16 protein-coding genes are annotated in these 16,789 nt (G+C 71.2%); 4 read left to right on the top strand and 12 right to left on the bottom strand.

Going from position 1 to position 16,789, the window contains the following annotated elements; genetic code table 11:
* Nucleotides 1-155: 155 nt before the first annotated feature.
* The gene (locus tag ACWDY5_RS28235) at nt 156-929 is read right to left on the bottom strand and encodes a hypothetical protein (RefSeq protein ID WP_449725184.1); all 774 of its coding nucleotides are present in this window, start codon (nt 927-929) and stop codon (nt 156-158) included.
* 191 nt (nt 930-1,120) lie between these two features.
* Complete coding sequence (locus ACWDY5_RS28230) at nt 1,121-1,318, bottom strand: hypothetical protein (protein WP_252479086.1); 198 nt, start codon at nt 1,316-1,318, stop codon at nt 1,121-1,123.
* A 178-nt stretch (nt 1,319-1,496) separates the two neighbouring features.
* Between ACWDY5_RS28230 and ACWDY5_RS28225 the strand changes: the two genes are divergently transcribed.
* Nucleotides 1,497-2,168, top strand: a complete 672-nt coding sequence (locus ACWDY5_RS28225; protein WP_449725183.1) for a hypothetical protein — start codon at nt 1,497-1,499, stop codon at nt 2,166-2,168.
* A 19-nt stretch (nt 2,169-2,187) separates the two neighbouring features.
* Here ACWDY5_RS28225 and ACWDY5_RS28220 read toward each other — a convergent pair whose 3' ends face one another.
* Nucleotides 2,188-3,060, bottom strand: coding sequence for an alpha/beta fold hydrolase (locus tag ACWDY5_RS28220; RefSeq protein ID WP_449725185.1), 873 nt, complete (start codon nt 3,058-3,060; stop codon nt 2,188-2,190).
* Between the two features lie 460 nt (nt 3,061-3,520).
* Between ACWDY5_RS28220 and ACWDY5_RS28215 the strand changes: the two genes are divergently transcribed.
* Nucleotides 3,521-3,700, top strand: a complete 180-nt coding sequence (locus ACWDY5_RS28215) for a DUF7455 domain-containing protein (RefSeq protein ID WP_246492521.1) — start codon at nt 3,521-3,523, stop codon at nt 3,698-3,700.
* Nucleotides 3,701-3,907: 207 nt separating this feature from the next.
* Here the strand turns inward: ACWDY5_RS28215 and ACWDY5_RS28210 are convergent, their stop codons facing one another.
* The 5 genes from ACWDY5_RS28210 to ACWDY5_RS28190 form a co-directional block, all read right to left on the bottom strand.
* Complete coding sequence (locus ACWDY5_RS28210) at nt 3,908-5,083, bottom strand: ROK family protein (RefSeq protein WP_449725182.1); 1,176 nt, start codon at nt 5,081-5,083, stop codon at nt 3,908-3,910.
* 72 nt (nt 5,084-5,155) lie between these two features.
* Complete coding sequence (locus tag ACWDY5_RS28205; RefSeq protein ID WP_449725181.1) at nt 5,156-6,577, bottom strand: sugar ABC transporter permease; 1,422 nt, start codon at nt 6,575-6,577, stop codon at nt 5,156-5,158.
* Between the two features lie 62 nt (nt 6,578-6,639).
* Nucleotides 6,640-7,410 carry an ATP-binding cassette domain-containing protein gene (locus tag ACWDY5_RS28200; protein WP_449725180.1) on the bottom strand — a complete coding sequence of 257 codons (771 nt, stop codon included), beginning with the start codon at nt 7,408-7,410 and terminating at the stop codon, nt 6,640-6,642.
* Between the two features lie 100 nt (nt 7,411-7,510).
* A complete protein-coding gene (locus tag ACWDY5_RS28195) occupies nt 7,511-8,638 on the bottom strand; it encodes a sugar ABC transporter substrate-binding protein (RefSeq protein WP_449725179.1) in 1,128 nt (375 codons plus the stop codon).
* Nucleotides 8,639-8,981: 343 nt separating this feature from the next.
* The gene (locus tag ACWDY5_RS28190; RefSeq protein WP_449725178.1) at nt 8,982-10,706 is read right to left on the bottom strand and encodes a DEAD/DEAH box helicase family protein; all 1,725 of its coding nucleotides are present in this window, start codon (nt 10,704-10,706) and stop codon (nt 8,982-8,984) included.
* A gap of 205 nt (nt 10,707-10,911) precedes the next feature.
* On the opposite strand from ACWDY5_RS28190, the gene ACWDY5_RS28185 reads away from it, so the two are divergent.
* Nucleotides 10,912-12,150 (top strand): YihY/virulence factor BrkB family protein, encoded by a 1,239-nt coding sequence (locus tag ACWDY5_RS28185; protein WP_449725177.1) that lies wholly within the window; start codon nt 10,912-10,914, stop codon nt 12,148-12,150.
* A 64-nt stretch (nt 12,151-12,214) separates the two neighbouring features.
* Here the strand turns inward: ACWDY5_RS28185 and ACWDY5_RS28180 are convergent, their stop codons facing one another.
* From ACWDY5_RS28180 to ACWDY5_RS28170, 3 genes are all read right to left on the bottom strand, one after another.
* Nucleotides 12,215-13,015 carry an IclR family transcriptional regulator gene (locus ACWDY5_RS28180; RefSeq protein ID WP_449725176.1) on the bottom strand — a complete coding sequence of 267 codons (801 nt, stop codon included), beginning with the start codon at nt 13,013-13,015 and terminating at the stop codon, nt 12,215-12,217.
* A 59-nt stretch (nt 13,016-13,074) separates the two neighbouring features.
* The gene (locus ACWDY5_RS28175; RefSeq protein WP_252479096.1) at nt 13,075-13,638 is read right to left on the bottom strand and encodes a DJ-1/PfpI family protein; all 564 of its coding nucleotides are present in this window, start codon (nt 13,636-13,638) and stop codon (nt 13,075-13,077) included.
* A gap of 72 nt (nt 13,639-13,710) precedes the next feature.
* Nucleotides 13,711-14,883, bottom strand: a complete 1,173-nt coding sequence (locus ACWDY5_RS28170; protein WP_449725175.1) for an MFS transporter — start codon at nt 14,881-14,883, stop codon at nt 13,711-13,713.
* 94 nt (nt 14,884-14,977) lie between these two features.
* On the opposite strand from ACWDY5_RS28170, the gene ACWDY5_RS28165 reads away from it, so the two are divergent.
* The gene (locus ACWDY5_RS28165) at nt 14,978-15,361 is read left to right on the top strand and encodes a MerR family DNA-binding transcriptional regulator (RefSeq protein ID WP_449725174.1); all 384 of its coding nucleotides are present in this window, start codon (nt 14,978-14,980) and stop codon (nt 15,359-15,361) included.
* Here ACWDY5_RS28165 and ACWDY5_RS28160 read toward each other — a convergent pair.
* Nucleotides 15,351-16,775, bottom strand: coding sequence for a S8 family peptidase (locus tag ACWDY5_RS28160; RefSeq protein ID WP_449725173.1), 1,425 nt, complete (start codon nt 16,773-16,775; stop codon nt 15,351-15,353). The two genes, ACWDY5_RS28165 and ACWDY5_RS28160, sit on opposite strands and share 11 nt — an antisense overlap.
* Nucleotides 16,776-16,789: the final 14 nt, after the last annotated feature.

Genomic DNA, 16,789 nt, shown 5'->3' with positions numbered 1-16,789 from the left:
TGACCCGGGAGCGGATCCGCCAGATCGAGTCCAAGACCATGTCCAAGCTCCGGCACCCCTCGCGGTCCCAGGTGCTGCGCGACTACCTGGACTGAGTCCGGGCGAGAGTCGATGGGGCCCGTTCCGCGACCGCGGGGCGGGCCCCTGGCCTTCGGTCAGGACGGCGCGATCGTCCACTTCCCGGACGAGGTCACCTGCACCAGTGCCGAACCGGTGAACGGCACCGTGCCCTCGTAACCACCGATCTCGTTGATCAGCAGTTCCAGCCTCGCGGTGATCATCGAGGCATGGTGGACGGCGAAGTTGCCCTCACCGGTGTTCGTCACCTTCGCCACCTCGGACGTCCCACCGACGAGCAGCACGTCGTCGCCCCGGCCGCTGACCGCCTCCCCCGCCGGCACCACCCGGCCAAGCCCGATCCCGCCCACGGTGAGCTTCCAGGCACCCCTCGCCTTGACCGTCAGCGTGGTGGTCCGGCTGTTCTCCCTGATGTCGATCCAGCGCTTGCCGCTGTACGCGCCGATCTCGTTCACCAGCAGCGACTCGGCGCCGTCGGACTTCAGCACGGTGTTCCCGGTGCACTTCGGACACTCGAAGACCACCACTCCGATAGCCCTGCGCCGGTCGAGCTTGATCACGCTGTCGCCCCTGCCCTGGTGCACCTTGGGCTCCTCCGGCGGTGGCGGCGGAGTGGTCGGCTCAACCGTCGTCGGCGGCGGAGTCGGGGTGGCGGCGGACGTGCCGGCGGCGGTCGCGGCGGCCGGAGCCGCGCTCGACGCCGCGGCCGGGCTCTCCGCTTGCTGCCGGTCAGTGCCGCGGTTGGCCATCCCGATGATCAGCACCACCGCGGCGCCGACCACCCAAGGCCACTTCCGGCGTCCGCGCCGGGTCGGTTCCGGCGGTGTCACGGGCTCGAATGGTTGGCTCACGGTGCTCTCCTTCGCCTGCCCCGACCTCTGTGTCAGGTGCGTACGACGAACACCGGTTCTTGTTAGCCCTTTCGGCCTACCGTCATCTCCCCGAGCCGCAACCGTGGCCTGCCCGGCACAAGTGAGGAGGCCGCCGATCCCGCCCCACGGGATCGGCGGCCTTCGCCGTGCCGGTCTCAGTTCCCGGTTGCTCAGTCCTTGAACGAGCCGTCGGCACGGCGGCGGTGGTTGGCCAGGATGTGGCCGCACTGCGGGCAGTGGCGGCGCAGGAAGTGCTTGAGCAGGTAGAGCAGGCCGAGGGTGAGCAGGTAGGCGGCGGTGATGAACAGCCGCTTCACCAGCCAGACCAGGCCAGGGTCGGTGCAGGTGCGACAGTCACGGCAGGACACGGGCGCTCCTCGGCGGGGCTGGGTTGTTGCTTCCAGGCTGCCGATCGGCGGGCTCGGGTGGCTCGGGAGCGGGACCCGAGGCGTCCCGGATTTGTCCCCTAGGGAATGACTTGGGCGAACGGCGCAAGACGTACCCCCACTCGGCGGTGCACGAATGGTGACCGCTACCGTACTCCGCGTGACAAAGCGGAAGACGCAGACTCGGCGGAGTGACCGCCCCCTCGGTAGTTCGGTGTGGCTGCGGCCCGCGCGCCCCGGTGAGGGCCGCCAGGTCGAGCGGCTTCTGGTCTCGGATCCGGTGACCGGGAAGGCGCTGCGGGCCTCGGTGGACGCCGACCGCGCGGACGGCACCGACGGCTCGCACGGGCTGGTGCTGGTGGCGGCCGACCGGCGGCACGAGGAGAAGCTGGTCGGGATGGCCGCGGCGGGGGTGCCGCGCGCGCTGATCGGCGGGCTGGGGCTGCCCGCGGAGGCCAACCGGCTGCTGGTGCGCTCGATCATCGCGGTGAACGGGGTGGCGGTGCTGCAGGAGACCGTGCAGCACGGGCTGGTCGGGCGGCTGCTGTCCGGGATGGCCAAGCACTACCGGACCGCCGGGTTCCAGTGGGTGTTCGGGCAGTGCCGGATGGGCAACGCCGCCTGGCTGACCCACCTGCGCGGGCTCGGTTTCACCGTGGGCGCGGCGGGGGTGGACATCCGGCTGAACTCGGCGCTGTGGCCGCACAACTCGACCATCCGCACCCAGTCCGACCTGCACGCCTTCTACCAGCCGCTGACCGAGGAGCCCTCGGTGCGGATGGCCATGATGCCGGTGCCCAACGGCATCGCGCGCCAGCCCCTCACGGTCTGAGCGGCTCGCAGCCTGCCTTTCAGGCCAGGAAGCGGGTCAGGGCCTCAGCGAGCTCCGCCGGGGCCTCCTCGCTCATGTGGTGGCCGCTGTCGATGCCGTGGCCGCGCACGTCCCGCGCCCACTCGCGCCAGACGCCGAGCACGTCGCCGTCGTAGAGCGCGGGCAGGTCGTCCCGCTCCGCCCACAGCACCAGGGTCGGCGCGGTGATCCGGCGGCCGGCGGCGCGGTCGGCCTCGTCGTGCGCGCGGTCGATGCCCAGGCCGGCCCGGTAGTCCTCGCACATCGCGTGCACGGTCGCCGGGTCGTGGATGGCGCGCTGGTAGTCGGGCCAGGCCTCGCCGAGCTGGTCCCGGCCGTGCGCCGGGCCGTAGCGGCCGCCGTACCAGGCGTCCGGGTCGGCGTTGATCACCCGTTCCGGCAGCTCCGGCTGGGCCAGGAAGAACCAGTGCCACCAGGCCGCGGCGAACCGGGCGTCACAGCGGGCCAGTGCCGCGCCGATCGGCACCGCGTCCAGCACCGCCAGCGCGGAGACCGCTTCGGGGTGGTCCAGGGCCAGCCTGGTGGCCACGTACGCGCCCCGGTCGTGCCCGGCCACGGCGAAGCGGTCGTGGCCCAGCAGGCGCATCAGGCCCACCTGATCGAGGGCTTGAGCTCGCTTGCTGTACGGCTCGTGGTCCGGGGTGCTGGGCGGTTTGTCCGACTCGCCGTAGCCGCGCAGGTCCGGGCAGACCACGGTGAACCGCTCGGCCAGCAGCGGCGCGACCCGGTACCAGGTGGCGTGCGTCCGGGGATGGCCGTGCAGCAACAACAGCGGCGGGCCCGAACCGCCGTGCCGGACGCGCAACGACACGCCGCCGACCTGGAGCCGCTCCAACTCGAAACCGTCGAACATGCCGCGCACATACCCGAGAGAAATACAACAAAACAGACACACAACGGACTTCGAACCGCATCAGGGCAGGCGTTGCCCACTGGTTGCCCTAGCGCTGACCAGCACAGTTACCCACAGCGACGAGCACACCACCGCAGTTTCACAAGGTCAGCCCTAGCCTGGGCGCGAGTTGTCCCGATGTCACGGTTATTGAGGACCAACGGCGGCAACTTGATAAGGCATCTGGATGTCGATGAGCGATCTTCACAACGGGCCATGGACACTCGTAGTGTTCAACCCTGCGACAACCGGGTAGTTCGGACGTGACCGGCATCGCCACGAGGTCGGGAACACTGACGAACCGCCGGACGTCTGCATAGAGTGGAACCAGCGCGACACCGCGGCAGCAGCCACCGCCTCGGAGTTTCGCTGGCAACAACGGGCACCGGATGAGCCGGTGCCGGGACGGAGGGAGATTCACATGCCTGGAACACTCACCCGCCCCGAGCTGACCGCTGCCGACCGTTGCGACCGTTGCGGGGCCGCTGCTCGAGTTCGTGCCGTTCTGCAGTCCGGGGGCGAGCTCCTGTTCTGCGGTCACCACGCCAGGGAACACGAGACGAAGCTGAAGGAGCTGGCGGCGAACATCCAGGAAGGATGATCGGCGCACAGTCCCTGATCCGACGAGCCCCACGGGCGGAGATCCTTTGACCGGGATCTCCGCCCGTGACACATCTCGGAACTTTTTCAGCTCTCAGCGAACACGCAACGGGCCAACGGCGGCCGACAGCAGGGTTGCCGATGAACGAGCAGGTGTTGACGGACGGCGGTGCGCGGGACTGGCACCGGACCAGCGGAGGCCGCTGGTTCAGCCGTTGGCGAACACCTGCTCGAAGGCTAGTTCGGCCGCGCCGACGAGTGCGGCGTCCGCGCCCAGCGTGGACGTCACCATGCGCAGTCGTCCCGCGGCCCGTCCGACCAGGCTGCGCCGGGACACCGTCTCGGCCACCTCGGTCACCAGCACGGGCGGCAGCACGGCCAGCAGTCCACCCAGCACCACCAGCTCGGGCGCGACCACGTTCACCACGTTGGTCAGACCGAGGGTGAGCCAGCCGGCGAACCCCTCGAGCCGGTGCCTGGCGTCCTCGGGCCGCTCGGCCAGTGAGGCCAGCTCCGCCACGATCTCCGCGCGCGCGGTGCCCGCGGAGAGGTTCAGCGCGCGGCACAGCGCGTCCTCGCCGATCTCGGTCTCCCAGCAGCCCCGGCAGCCGCAGTAGCAGGACCGGCCCTGCGGGTTGACCACCATGTGCCCCAGCTCGCCGACGTAGCCGCCGGTGCCGCGCAGCGGCGCGCCGCCGACGATCACCCCGCCGCCGACGCCGACCTCCGCGGACAGGAACACCATGTCCGCGGCGCCCCTGGCCGCGCCGCGCACGTGCTCGGCCAGCCCGCCCAGATCGGCGTCGTTGCCCACCTGGACGGGCAGCCGCAGCTCCGCCGAGAGCATCCGGCCGAAGGGCACCGCGCTCCAGTGCAGGTTGGGCGCCTCGTGCACCAGGCCGTCCGACCGGCGCACCACGCCCGGCACGGAGACCCCGATGCGCACCGGCGGCCTGCCCAGCTCGGCGGCCAGCTCCCGGCAGGCGGCGGCCACCCTGGCCAGCACCTTCTCCGGCGTGCCACTGCCTCTGGCCTGGGCCCAGTGCCGGCCGCCGAGCACGGTGCCGCCGATGCCGACCGCGGCCACCGTGACCTGCTCCACGCCCACGTCCACCGCGAGCACCGGCACCGCCCGCGCCTGCGGCAGCACCAGCAGTGAGGGCCTGCCCGCGCCCTGGCGCTGGGTGGGCACCTGCTCGGTGACCAGGCCCAGCGCGGTCAGCTCGTCCACCAGCGCCTTGATCGTGCTGCGGTTGAGCCCGAGCTCAGTGGCCAGTTCGGCGCGGGTGCTCGGGCCGTCCACGTGCAGCCTGCGGAGCAGCGCGGCCCGGTTGTGCCTGCGGACCTCGTCCGGTCTGGTGCCCGCGGTGGGCGCGCTGCTCAACGTCACTCCCCTGCTCGACGCACGCGGGGGACGTCATCGGCCCCCGCCGAACCCGGTCCGATCAGCGTCGGCTCAGCGCACGCCCGCTGGCGCCCGCCGCCGGGACAGCGCGTCCACGCTGGCCGCCAGCAGCAGCACCAGACCGGTGACGATCGAGACCACCGCGGCGGGCTCGCCGAGCAGCCGCAGGCCGTTCTCGATGGTCGCGATCACCGCGCCACCCACGACCGCGTCGCGCACCCGGCCCTTGCCGCCGAACAGCGAGGTGCCACCGATGACCGCGGCGCCGACCGCGAACAGCAGGGTGTTGCCGCCACCGGCCTGCGGGTCGACCGAGCCGACCTTCGACGAGTAGATGATCGCACCGATCGCCGCGACGGTGGAGGCGATCACGAAGACCGACATCCTGACCTTGCGCACGTCGATGCCGGCCCGGCGGGCGGCCTCGGCGTTGCCGCCGACGGCGTAGACGTGCCTGCCGTAGCGAGTGCGGTCGAGCACAAAGGTTCCCAGGACCAGCAGGAACAGCACGATCGGGACCACGTACGGCACGCCGGAGATGGTGATCGAGTCGTTCAGGCTGCGGTTGAGGGTGAGCAGGTAGGTGCCGATCGCGCCGAAGACGACCACCGCGCCGACCTTGACCAGCACCAGCGAGGTGGGCTGGGCCACCAGCTTGCGCTTGAGCCTGCCGAAATGCCTGGTCAGCACGACCGCGGCGTAGCCACCGGCGACGAGCACCAGCAGCAGCCAGCTCAGCCCGGTGGACAGGTTGCCGTTGGCCACCTCGAACAGCACGCCGTCGCCGACGCCGAGGGTGCCGCCCTCGCCGATGTACTGCAGCACCACGCCCTGCCAGGCCAGGAACAGCGCCAGGGTCACCACGAAGGACGGGATGCCCACCCTGGCGACCAGGAAGCCGGTGAGGCAGCCGATCGCGGTGCCGAAGCAGATCGCGAGCAGGATCTCCACCCACGGGTTGGCCGGCACGCCGAGGACCATGATCCCGGCGGCCACCACCGCGGGGACCGCGGCCACCCACAGCCTGGTCAGCACCGCCATCACCGCGGCCAGCAGCAGCCCGGCGATGGTGATCAGGAAGACCGCCAGGCCCATCTTGCCGAGCAGGTTGCCGCCGGTGGACAGGTGCAGCGCGAAGATCGCCGCGGTGACCCCGGAGGCGGTGCCCGCGGAGAGGTCGATCTCGCCGAGCAGCAGCACGAACACCAGGCCCATGCCGATGACCACGGTGCCCGCGCCCTGGGCGAGCAGGTTGGAAAGGTTCCCCAGCGTCAGGAAGTCACTGGACTGGGTGGCGAAGAAGACGAAGAGCACGGCGAGGCCGCCGAGCGCGGGCAGCACGCCGAGCTGGCCCCCGCGCAGCCGGGCGCCGTAGTCGCCGACGGCCTGGCCGAAGCTGCGCTGGGTGTTGTCGATGCCGAAGTCGGCGACGGCGGTCGAGGTCGAGCCTGGCTCGGCCTGGGTCTCGGTCATCCGGAGTTCCTTGCAGGTCAAAAGGTGCGCGGGAAGGAGTCGGTGGCGGACTGGCCAGATCGCTAGATCGTGGCGGCTTCCGGCTTGGCGATGCCGAGGTCGCCGGTGCGACCGGAGGTGATCAGCTCCACGGCTTGGGCGTGGCTGAGGCTCTTGGTCGGCACCTGCGCGGCCAGCCGGCCCAGGTAGAGCGCGGCCACGGTGTCGGAGACCTCGAACACGTCGTTCATGTTGTGGCTGATCAGCACCACGCCGAGCCCGTTGTCGGCGAGCCTGCGCACCAGGTCAAGGACCTGGCGGGTCTGGGCGACGCCGAGCGCGGCGGTCGGCTCGTCGAGCAGCACCACCTTGCTGTCCCACAGCACGGACTTGGCGATCGCCACCGTCTGCCGCTGGCCGCCGGAGAGCGAGGCCACCGGGGTGCGCACCGACTTCACCGTGCGCACGGACAGGTCGGCGAGCACCTTGCGGGCCGCCTGCTCCATGGCCGCGTCGTCCAGGGTGAGCCCGTTGGTCTTCTCCCGGCCGAGGAACATGTTGTCCACGATGTCGAGGTTGTCGCACAGCGCGAGGTCCTGGTACACGACCTCGATGCCCAGCGCGGCAGCGTCCCTCGGGCTGCCGATGGTCACCGGCTCGCCGTTGAACAGGATCTCGCCTGACTCGGTCGGGTGGATCCCCGCGATGCACTTGACCAGCGTGGACTTGCCCGCGCCGTTGTCGCCGACCAGCGCGGTGACCTCGCCGGCCTTGACCGCCAGGTCCACGTCGTGCAGCACGTGCACCGGGCCGAAGCTCTTGTTCACGCCGCGCAGTTCGAGAATGTTGCTCACTGCTGGAACTCCAGATTCCGAGAATGTGCTTGGAAGGCATGAGCCGACGGCAGGGCGGGTCGGGGGGCACCGCCCTGCCGTTGGCGATCAGGTGCCGGAACTATCCGACGGTGATTCCCGCTTCCTTGCACTTCGCGACAAGATCGTCCTTGCAGAACTCGGACGCCTTGACGAAGCCGGAGTCCACCACGACCTTGACGTTGGCCTTGGTGATGGTCTGCGCGGACAGCAGCACCGACTTCACGTCGCGCTTGCCCTCCGGGTCCTTCTCCACGCCCGTGGCCAGGGCGTCGGCGGAAGCCTTGTCGTTCTTGGCCAGCGCGATCGCGATCTTGGCCGCGTTCGAGGCCTCCTCGGCGATCGGCTTGAACACGGTCATGCACTGGTCGCCGCGCAGGATGTTGGCCAGCGCGGCCGGGTCGGCGTCCTGGCCGGTGACCGGGACCTTGCCGTTGAGGCCGTTCTTCTTCAGCACGGTGATCACCGCGGAGGCCAGGCCGTCGTTGGCGGCGAGCACGCCGTCAACCTTGCCGCCGTTGCGGGTCAGCTCCTGCTCGAAGATGGTGTTGCCCAGCTGGTTGTCCCACTTCTGGACCCACTGGTCGCCGCCGAGCTTGGCCTTGCCGGACTCGTACGCCGGCTTGAGCACCTTCTCCGCGCCGTTCTTGAACAGCGTGGCGTTGTAGTCCTCGGGACCGCCGTTGATCTGCACGATGGTCGGGTTCGGCTTGTCCTTGAGGCAGTCCAGCAGACCCTGCCCCTGCAGCTCGCCGACCTTGGTGTTGTCGAAGGAGACGTAGTAGTCCGCGGACCCGTTCAGGGTGAGCCGGTCGTAGTCGATGGTCGGGATGCCCGCGGCCTTGGCCTTCTTCTGCACCGCGGCGCCGCCCTCGTTGCTCAGGCGGGCGATCATCAGGACCTTCACGCCCTGGCTGATGAACGAGTCGGCGATGGTGGAGAACTTGCCGGGGTCGTTCTCGGCGTTCTGGATCAGCGGGGTGACCCCCGCCTCCTTGAGGGCCTTCTCCAGCAGGGGCCGGTCGAAGCCCTCCCACCGGGCCGAGGACTTGGTGTCGGGGAGGATCACTCCGACCTTGGGGCCGCTGCCTTCGGACCCACTCGCGCCGGTGGTGCTACCGCCACCACCGGCACTGTTCGCGCCACACGCCGAGAGCGCCAGGGCAAGCCCCGAGCCGACGGCGATCAGGCCAAGCGTCTTGCTCCGCATCCGCCCGTTCCTCCTACTGCCGTGGCCGTGACACTCCGCGACGAGCGTCACAGCCCGGAAATGTTGTGGGTCACAACGTATGCCCCGGGTAGGCGAGACGGAAGGCTTCTGAATCCTTACAGAAGGCCAGAAGAGACACGATGGTGGCACGGCGAGGTAACCGCCCCGTAACCCTGGTGAGAGCGCATTCACACAGCTAGCAGGCCCTCGCGCCGAGTGTTGGCCGATATCGGACAAGCTATTGGCCGAAGTCGTACGCCCGGTTGGCCGCAGGGGTAGCCCGGATGGCGCAGTGGAACCCTCTGGCGAGCGTCCCGCGAAGGCCGGTCGGCCCACTGCGGGGTCACCAGGTTCGGAGGGTGACGATGCGTTCTTCGAGCTCTTCGATGCTGGCCATGGGGGTGGGCGGGCCACCGCACTGGCGGCGGAGCTCGTTGTGGATCACGCCGTGCGGCTTGCCCGTGCGGTGGTGGATCATCGCGACCAGGGTGTTCAGCTCTTTGCGCAGGCTGTGGATGCGTTCGGCGACCGAGACCGAGCGCGGCGGCGGGGGTGCCGCCACCGGCTGGCTGTTCTTGCGTTTGGTCGCGTTGGCCAGCTGCTGCTCCTGGCGCTGGCGGAGCAGGGTGCGCACCTGGTCGGGTTCGAGCAGGCCGGGCAGGCCGAGGTAGTCCTGCTCCTCCTCGGTGCCGGCCATCGCGGCGGTGCCGAAGGACGAGCCGTCGTAGATCACCTGGTCCAGCTCGGCGGAGGCGCCCAGCGAGGTGAAGGCCTTCTCGTCCTCGCCCAGCTCGTCCTGCTGCTGGTTGGCCTGCTGGAGCAGCTCGTCGTCCCAGCCGTCCTTCTCCCGGTGCGGCTTGCCCAGCACGTGGTCGCGCTGCGCCTCCAGCTCGCTGGCCAGGCCGAGCAGCACCGGCACGCTGGGCAGGAACACGCTCGCGGTCTCCCCCGGCCGCCGCGCCCGCACGAACCGGCCGATGGCCTGGGCGAAGAACAGCGGGGTGGAGTGGCTGGTGGCGTAGACGCCGACGGCCAGCCGGGGCACGTCCACGCCCTCGGAGACCATTCGCACCGCGACCAGCCAGCGGTCCTGGGACTCGGAGAACTCGCTGATCCGGCCGGAGGCCTTGGGGTCGTCGGAGAGGACCAGGGTCGGTTCCTGGCCGGTGACCTGGGTCAGGATGTTCGCGTACGCCTTGGCGGTGACGTGGTCGGTGGCGATGACCAGGCCACCGGCGTCGGGCACCACGGTGCGCTTCTGGCTGAGCCGGATGTCGGCGGCCTTGAGCACCGCGGGCATCCACTCGCCGTTGGGGTCCAGCGCGGTGCGCCAGGCCCGCGCGGTCTGCTCCTGGGTCAGCGGCTCGCCGAGCCGGGCGCTGAACTCCTCGCCCGCGTTGTTCCGCCAGCTCGCCTCGCCCGAGTAGGCCAGGAAGATCACCGGCCGGACCACGCCGTCGCGCAGCGCGTCGGCGTAGCCGTAGGAGTGATCGGCCTTGCTGCGCTGCAGGCCTTCGCCGTCCCGCTCGTAGGTGATGAACGGGATCGGCGAGTCGTCGCTGCGGAACGGCGTTCCGGTCAACGACAGCCGCCGCACCGCGGGGGTGAAGGCCTCGCGGACCGCGTCGCCCCAGGACTTGGCGTCGCCGCCGTGGTGGATCTCGTCCAGGATGACCAGCGTCTTGCGGTTCTCCGTGCGCACCCGGTGCAGCGTGGGGTGCGCGGCGATCTGGGCGTAGGTGACCGCGACACCCCGGTAGTCCCGCGAGGTGACGCCGGTGGTGTTGCGGAAGTTCGGGTCAATCGGGATGCCGACCTCGTTGGCCGCGGCCGCCCACTGGTGCTTGAGGTGCTCGGTGGGCGTGACGATGGTGACCGCCTCGACCGTGCGGTCGGCCAGCAGCTCCAGCGCCACCCGCAGCCCGAAGGTGGTCTTGCCCGCGCCGGGGGTCGCCACGGCCAGGAAGTCCTGCGGTTTCGCGGTCAGGTACTTGGTCAGCGCGCGCCGCTGCCAGGCCCGGAGCGGACGGGTGGCCACCGGCGGCACAGCCTCCAGTTGCTCTGTCACAGCCCGCGCGCTCCCCTCCCGCTCGAAGATCCACACCCATTGGGTCACATGCGAAAGCCCTCCGCGACAGTGGTCCCCGAGGGCTCTGCGAGCCTACCCCGCCGGAGGGGATGCTCCGTTCCACGACCCGGCCGGTGGGTAACCGATGAGGGTGACGACACACCCGTTTTGCGGGGTTCCGCATCGCGACGGAACGCCATGCAGCATGCTTGGCACTGCGATGACTTCGCCGCAAGCAGACCCCGACGAGCGCGGTACGAGCGCCGCGAAGCCGAAGCGTGCTCGACGCGGGCCGCTGCGGCTGTTGACGCGCACCTTGCAGAAGGCCTGGGACGACTCCATCTTCAGCGAGGCCGCCGAGGCCGCGTTCTGGCAGACGCTGTCCCTGCCGCCGCTGCTGCTCGGCCTGCTCGGCTCGCTGGGCTTCGTGGCGGAGTGGATCGGCCCGGACGTGATCAAGATCGTGCAGGGCCGGATCATGGAGCTGTCCGGGAAGGTCTTCACCTCCAATGTCGTGGACGGGGTGATCGGTGACACGGTCACCAACATCCTGACCAAGGGCCAGAGCGAGATCGTCTCCATCGGCTTCCTGATCTCGCTGTGGGCGGGTTCCTCGGCCACCGCCTCCTTCGTGGACGCGATCACCGTGGCGCACGGCCAGTACGGCGCGCGCAACCTGGTCTGGCAGCGCATCCTGTCCCTGCTGCTGTACCTGGTCACCCTGGTGCTGCTGATCATCGGCCTGCCGGTGCTGGCGCTGGGTCCGGAGCTGCTGCCGGAGGTGTTCCCGGAGAGCTGGAAGCCCACGGTGAGCCTGTGGGTGAGCCGGTTCTACTACCCCGGCACCGGTCTGCTGCTGGTGCTGGCGCTGGCCACGCTGTACAAGGTCGCGCTGCCGCGCAAGCTGCCCTGGCACCGCGGCCTGCCCGGCGCGGCGCTGGCCATGGTGTTCTTCCTGATCTCCAGCTACGGCCTGCGGGTCTACATCTCCTGGGTGACCGGCACCGGGTTCACCTACGGCGCGCTGGCCACGCCGATCGCGTTCCTGCTGTTCGCCTTCTTCATCGGCATCGCGATCGTGCTGGGCGCGCACTTCAACGCGGCGATCCAGGAGCTGTGGCCGGCCAACATGACCCGGCGGGAGCGGCGGCGCTGGCGGCGGCTGGAGATGGTGCGCACGGCGGAGAAGCTGCGCAGCCAGGCCGAGCAGGAGGCGTGGCGGCAGGTCGCCGAGGACGATGACCCGGCCGAGCGGCCGGCGCACACGGCCGCCGGACCGGGCGCGACGCCCGCGCCGGAACCAACGGAACCGCCGCCGGGGCCGGGCGTGTCGCCGCTGGGGCCGACCGCGGAGCTGCCGCCGGTGAGCTCGCCGGCGGACACCAACCCGACCGTGCGGGTGCCGCGCGGGCAGAACCCGCCGGGTGGCACGCCGGAGCAGTAGGCGGGGGGCGGCGGGCAGGCTGCGCAGGGCGGCACGCCGGAGCAGTAGGCGAGGCCGCGCCCGGTCAGCCCAGCGTCGCGCGCAACGCCAGCAGGTGGCCCAGGCGCGCCGCCCCGGCCATGGCCAGCTCGGTCAGCTCCGCCTGCCGTGGTGCGAACGCCGGCAGCGGCACCGAGAAGGCCAGCGCCCCGCCGATCCGCCCCTGGCAGTCGCGCACCGGCGCGGCCACGCAGGCCAGCTCCGGCCGGAACTCCTCCACCTCGGTCGCCACCCCGCTGCGCCGGACCTCGGCCAGCTGCTCCTCCAGCTCCGGCAGCGAGGTCAGCGTGCGCTCGGTGGCCCGCCGCATGCCCGCCCCGGCGAAGTACTCGCGCCGCCGCTGCGGGGTCATCGCGGCCAGCAGCACCTTGCCGAACGCGGTGCCCTGCGCCGCCTCGTGGAAGCCGACGTCCAGCGGCTCCACCCTGGGCGCGGCCACCGAGTCGGCCACCTCGGCGACCACGATGTCGTTGTCCCGCAGAACGGCGTAGTAGGCGGGCACGCCTGCCTGCTCGTGCACCTCGCGCAGCAGCCCCGAGGCCTCCGGCGAGACCTCCAGCTGGCTGCGCAGCGCTCTGTCCAAAGTGGTCAGTTTGTAGCCGAGGCCGTAGCCGCGCTGCTGGTTCAGCCGGACCAGATATCCCTCGTACACCAAGGTGTTCAGCAGGTGGTAGGTGGTGGACAGGTTCAGCCCGAGCCGCCTGGCGACCGCCTTGGCGGTGACGCCGTCGCCGAAGTCGGCCACCGCCTCCAGCACCTGCAGGGCCCGGCGGACCGAGCCGAGCAGTCCGGCCGGGGTGGCCAACGGTGGTTCCGGGTCGGGCATGCCCGACAGGGTCGCCGCCCGAAGGGGCCCGGCACAAGGACCTTCCGGGCAGTACCTGCTCACCCGATGGGCGCCCTGACCCGCAAAAGAGCCACGAACTCGCGCATCCAGGCCGGGTGGTCCGGCCAGGCGCGGGCGGTCACCATCGGACCGTCCACCACCACCTCGTCGTCGACGAACTCCCCGCCACCGGCCACCACGTCCGGCGCGCACTCCGGGTAGGCCGCGGTGCGCCGGGCGATGAGCAGACCGGCCGCGGCCGGCACCAGCGCGCCGTGGCACAGGTGGGCCACCGGCTTCCCGGTGTCGAAGAAGTGCGCCACGATCCGCCGCACGTGCTCGTCGTTGCGCAGGTACTCCGGGGCGCGCCCGCCGGGGATGACCAGCGCCACGTAGCCTGCCGGGTCCACCTCGCGGAAGGCGAGGTCGGCAGGCCAGGTGTAGCCGGGCTTCTCGGTGTAGGTGTCGTGGCCGTCGACGAAGTCGTGCACCACGAACTGCAAGCGCTTGGCCGAGGGCGCGGCGATGTCGACGTCGTAGCCCTCCTCCCGCAACCGCTGGTACGGGTAGAGGACCTCAAGCGACTCGGCGGCGTCGCCGGTGACGATCAGGACCTTCGGCATGGTCCTGATCGTGGGCACCGGCGGCGCCGACGGTCAACGAGCGAGTTTCCGCCCAGCGATAATCCGGACAAATCAGGCAGGAACCGGCACCGGCTCCGGCGCCACCGGCTGCCGCCTGGCCAGTCCCCGCACCAGGAACGCGACCCCGAGCCCGGCCAGCGCGGGCAGCGCGGCCACCGGGCCGACCAGGTCGAAGCCCAGGCCGTTGGCGATCACCGCGCCGCCGAGCACCGGGCCGAGCGCGGCGGCCACGTTGAAGGCGGAGATGTTCACCGAGGCGACCAGGCCGCCCGCCGGTTCGGCCTGCCGCATCAGCCAGGTGTGCAGCAGCGGGCCGGTGGCGAAGGCCGAGGCGCCGAGCAGGAACAGCGCCACCACGCTGGTCGCCTTGGTGTGCATGGCCAGGCCCTGCACCAGCAGCACCAGGCTCAGCGCGGTGATGGTCACCGGCAGCACCCTGGGGATCAGCTCGGGCCGGACCCGCCCGGCGATGTTGCTGCCCACCACCGTGCCCAGCCCGTAGACCAGCAGCACCGCGGTCGCCCAGCCCGGCGAGAAGCCGGTGACCTCGCGCAGCGCCGGGGTGACGTAGGTGAAGGTGGTGATCATGCCGGTGAAGGCCAGCACGGTGGTGCTCAGGCCGAGCAGGACGGAGCGGCGGCCGAAGACGTGCATGCTGGCCCGGAAACCGGCGTCCGGCTCGTGCGCGACCTTGGGGCAGGCCAGGATCACGCCCAGCATGCCGACGAATGCCAGCGCGGTCACCAGCACGAAGGAGGCCCGCCAGCCGTAGGCCTGGCCGACCAGGGTGCCGACCGGCACACCGGCCACAGTGGACAGTGCGACGCCGTTGACCACCTTGGCGATGGCCGCGGTCTGGCGTTCCGGTGGCACCGAGGCGGTGGCCACCTGGGAGGCGACCGCGAAGAACAGGCCCTGGGCCAGCGCGGCCACCATCCGGGCGCCCATCAGCACGGTGTAGTTCTCGGCCAGTGCGGAGAACAGGCTGCCGCCGACCCCCAGCGCCATCACGCCGATCAGCAGCGGCCGCCTGGGCAGGCGGCGGGTGAACACGGTCAGCACGGGGCCACCGACAGCGACGGCGATGGCGTAGCCCGTGACCAGCAACCCGGCCACGGACAGGGGGACGCCCAGGTCGGACGCGACCTCCGGCAGCACGCCGACCACGACGAACTCGGAGGTCCCCACAGCGAACGCGCACAACATCAGGACGAAAGCGATCACGGGAAAAGACGCTAAAGTCTGACATGAGTGTGAGGGTCAAGGTCGCCGTGACCCTTGGCTCTCTTGTGCTGAGCCGGGAATAACGGGAGGTCAGATGCGGATCGGGGAGCTGAGCAAGCGTACCGGGGTGAGCATCCGCATGCTCCGGTACTACGAGGAACAGGGACTGCTCCAGCCGAACCGCACCGAGACCGGGTACCGGATCTACGCCGAGGCCGACGTGGAGCGGGTCGGCAAGATCCGCTGCATGATCTCCTCGGCGCTGCCCTCGCACCTGGTCGGCCCGGTGCTGCAGGCGATGGACGGGCAGGAGTGCGCCTACCCGGTCAGCGCCGAGGACTGCCCGCCGCTGATGGAGATGCTGGACGCCCAGCTGGCCACCATCAACACCCGCATCGAGGACCTGGTGACCAGCCGGGACCAGCTGATCCGCTTCATGGCCGACCTGCGCGAACGGTTCGACTGCGTCAGCGGGTGAGCGCGGCCCCGGCGTGGCTCAGGCCGGTGCCGTAGAAGCTGGTGCGCTCGCCGTCGGCGACACAGGTGGCATCGGCCTTGCCGTCGCCGTTGGGGTCGTAGAACTCGGGGCAGGGCAACGGTTTCGCGCTCGCCAGCAGTTCGGCGCGCAGCCGGTCGCCGCGCCAGAACGGGTGCCGGGAGGCCAACAGCGCGGCCACCCCGCTGACGTGCGGGGCGGCCATCGAGGTGCCGCTGTAGGCCGCGTACTGCCCGTTCGGCACGGTGGACCAGACCCGCACGCCGGGCGCGGCCAGGCCGATCGGGCCGATGCCGTGGTTGGAGAAGCGCGCCTTGAGCAGCTGCTCGTCCACCGCGCCCGCGCCGAGCACGCCGGGCAGCTCGTGCGGCAGCCGCACGCAGTCGTTGCCGATCTCCCTGCGCACCGGGGTGCCGTCGGCCGGGCTCTCCGTGTCCACCGTGCGGTTGTGCAGGTCCAGCGCGCCGTTGCCGCCGGAGGCGACCACCAGCACGCCGCGGGACTGGGCGTGCGCGACCGCGCGGCCCACCGCGGCGCGGATCGCGGACTGGTCGGCCTGGTCCGGGCAGTGGTAGCGCCACGGGGTCGCGCGGTAGCTGTTGTTGGTGATCCGGAAGCCGTGCTCGGCGGCCCACATGAAGCCGCAGACCATGCTCTCCGCGGTCTCGGTGTCGTCCTTCTCGGCCAGCTTCACCGCGGCCAGCCGCACGCCCGGAGCGATGCCGAGCACGCCGGACCCGTTGCGGGCCGCGGCGATGGTGCCTGCCACGTGCGTGCCGTGGCCGTCCAGGGTCGGCCGCCAGCCGCCGGGGCTGCGGTCGGCCCAGCCGGAGACGCAGGAGACCGACCGCCGGGTGTCCACCGCCTCGGCGAGGTCGGGGTGGGTGTCGTCGACGCCGGTGTCCAGCACGCCGACCACCACCCGGCGGCTGCCGGTGGTCACCCGGTGCGCCTCGGCCAGGCCGAGCGCGGGGACGTCCCACGCGGTGCCCTCCGGCGGGACCTGCCCGCTGGCCGGCGAGCCGGGGCCGGTGTAGCGCAGGTCGCGGCGCGGCTTGAAGTGCTCGACCGGGAGCTTGGTGGTCCGGGTCGCGCCCACCTCCAGCACTCCCCTGGCCCCGCGCACGGTGGCGGCGAAGTCGTCCCGGGGCGAGTACGCCACCACGACGCCGATCCGCGGATAGCTGGCGACCACGGTGCCCCCGGCGGCGCGCACCGCCCGCTCGGCGAACCAGGCCCCTGCCGGGTTCGCCTTGCCCAGCACCACGTGCGGCAGCACCAGCTGGCCGGGCGCCGGGTCGGCCGCCGCCGCCTCCGGTGAGGCCAGCACGCTGCCCAGCCCGGCGAGCACGCCCGCGGTGATCCCGATCCGCCGTGTCCATCCACCCAGTCGCACGCGCTGAGCATAGG

The organism is Crossiella sp. NPDC003009, assembly GCF_053591555.1.
This window is presented reverse-complemented; position numbering and strand designations above follow the sequence as displayed.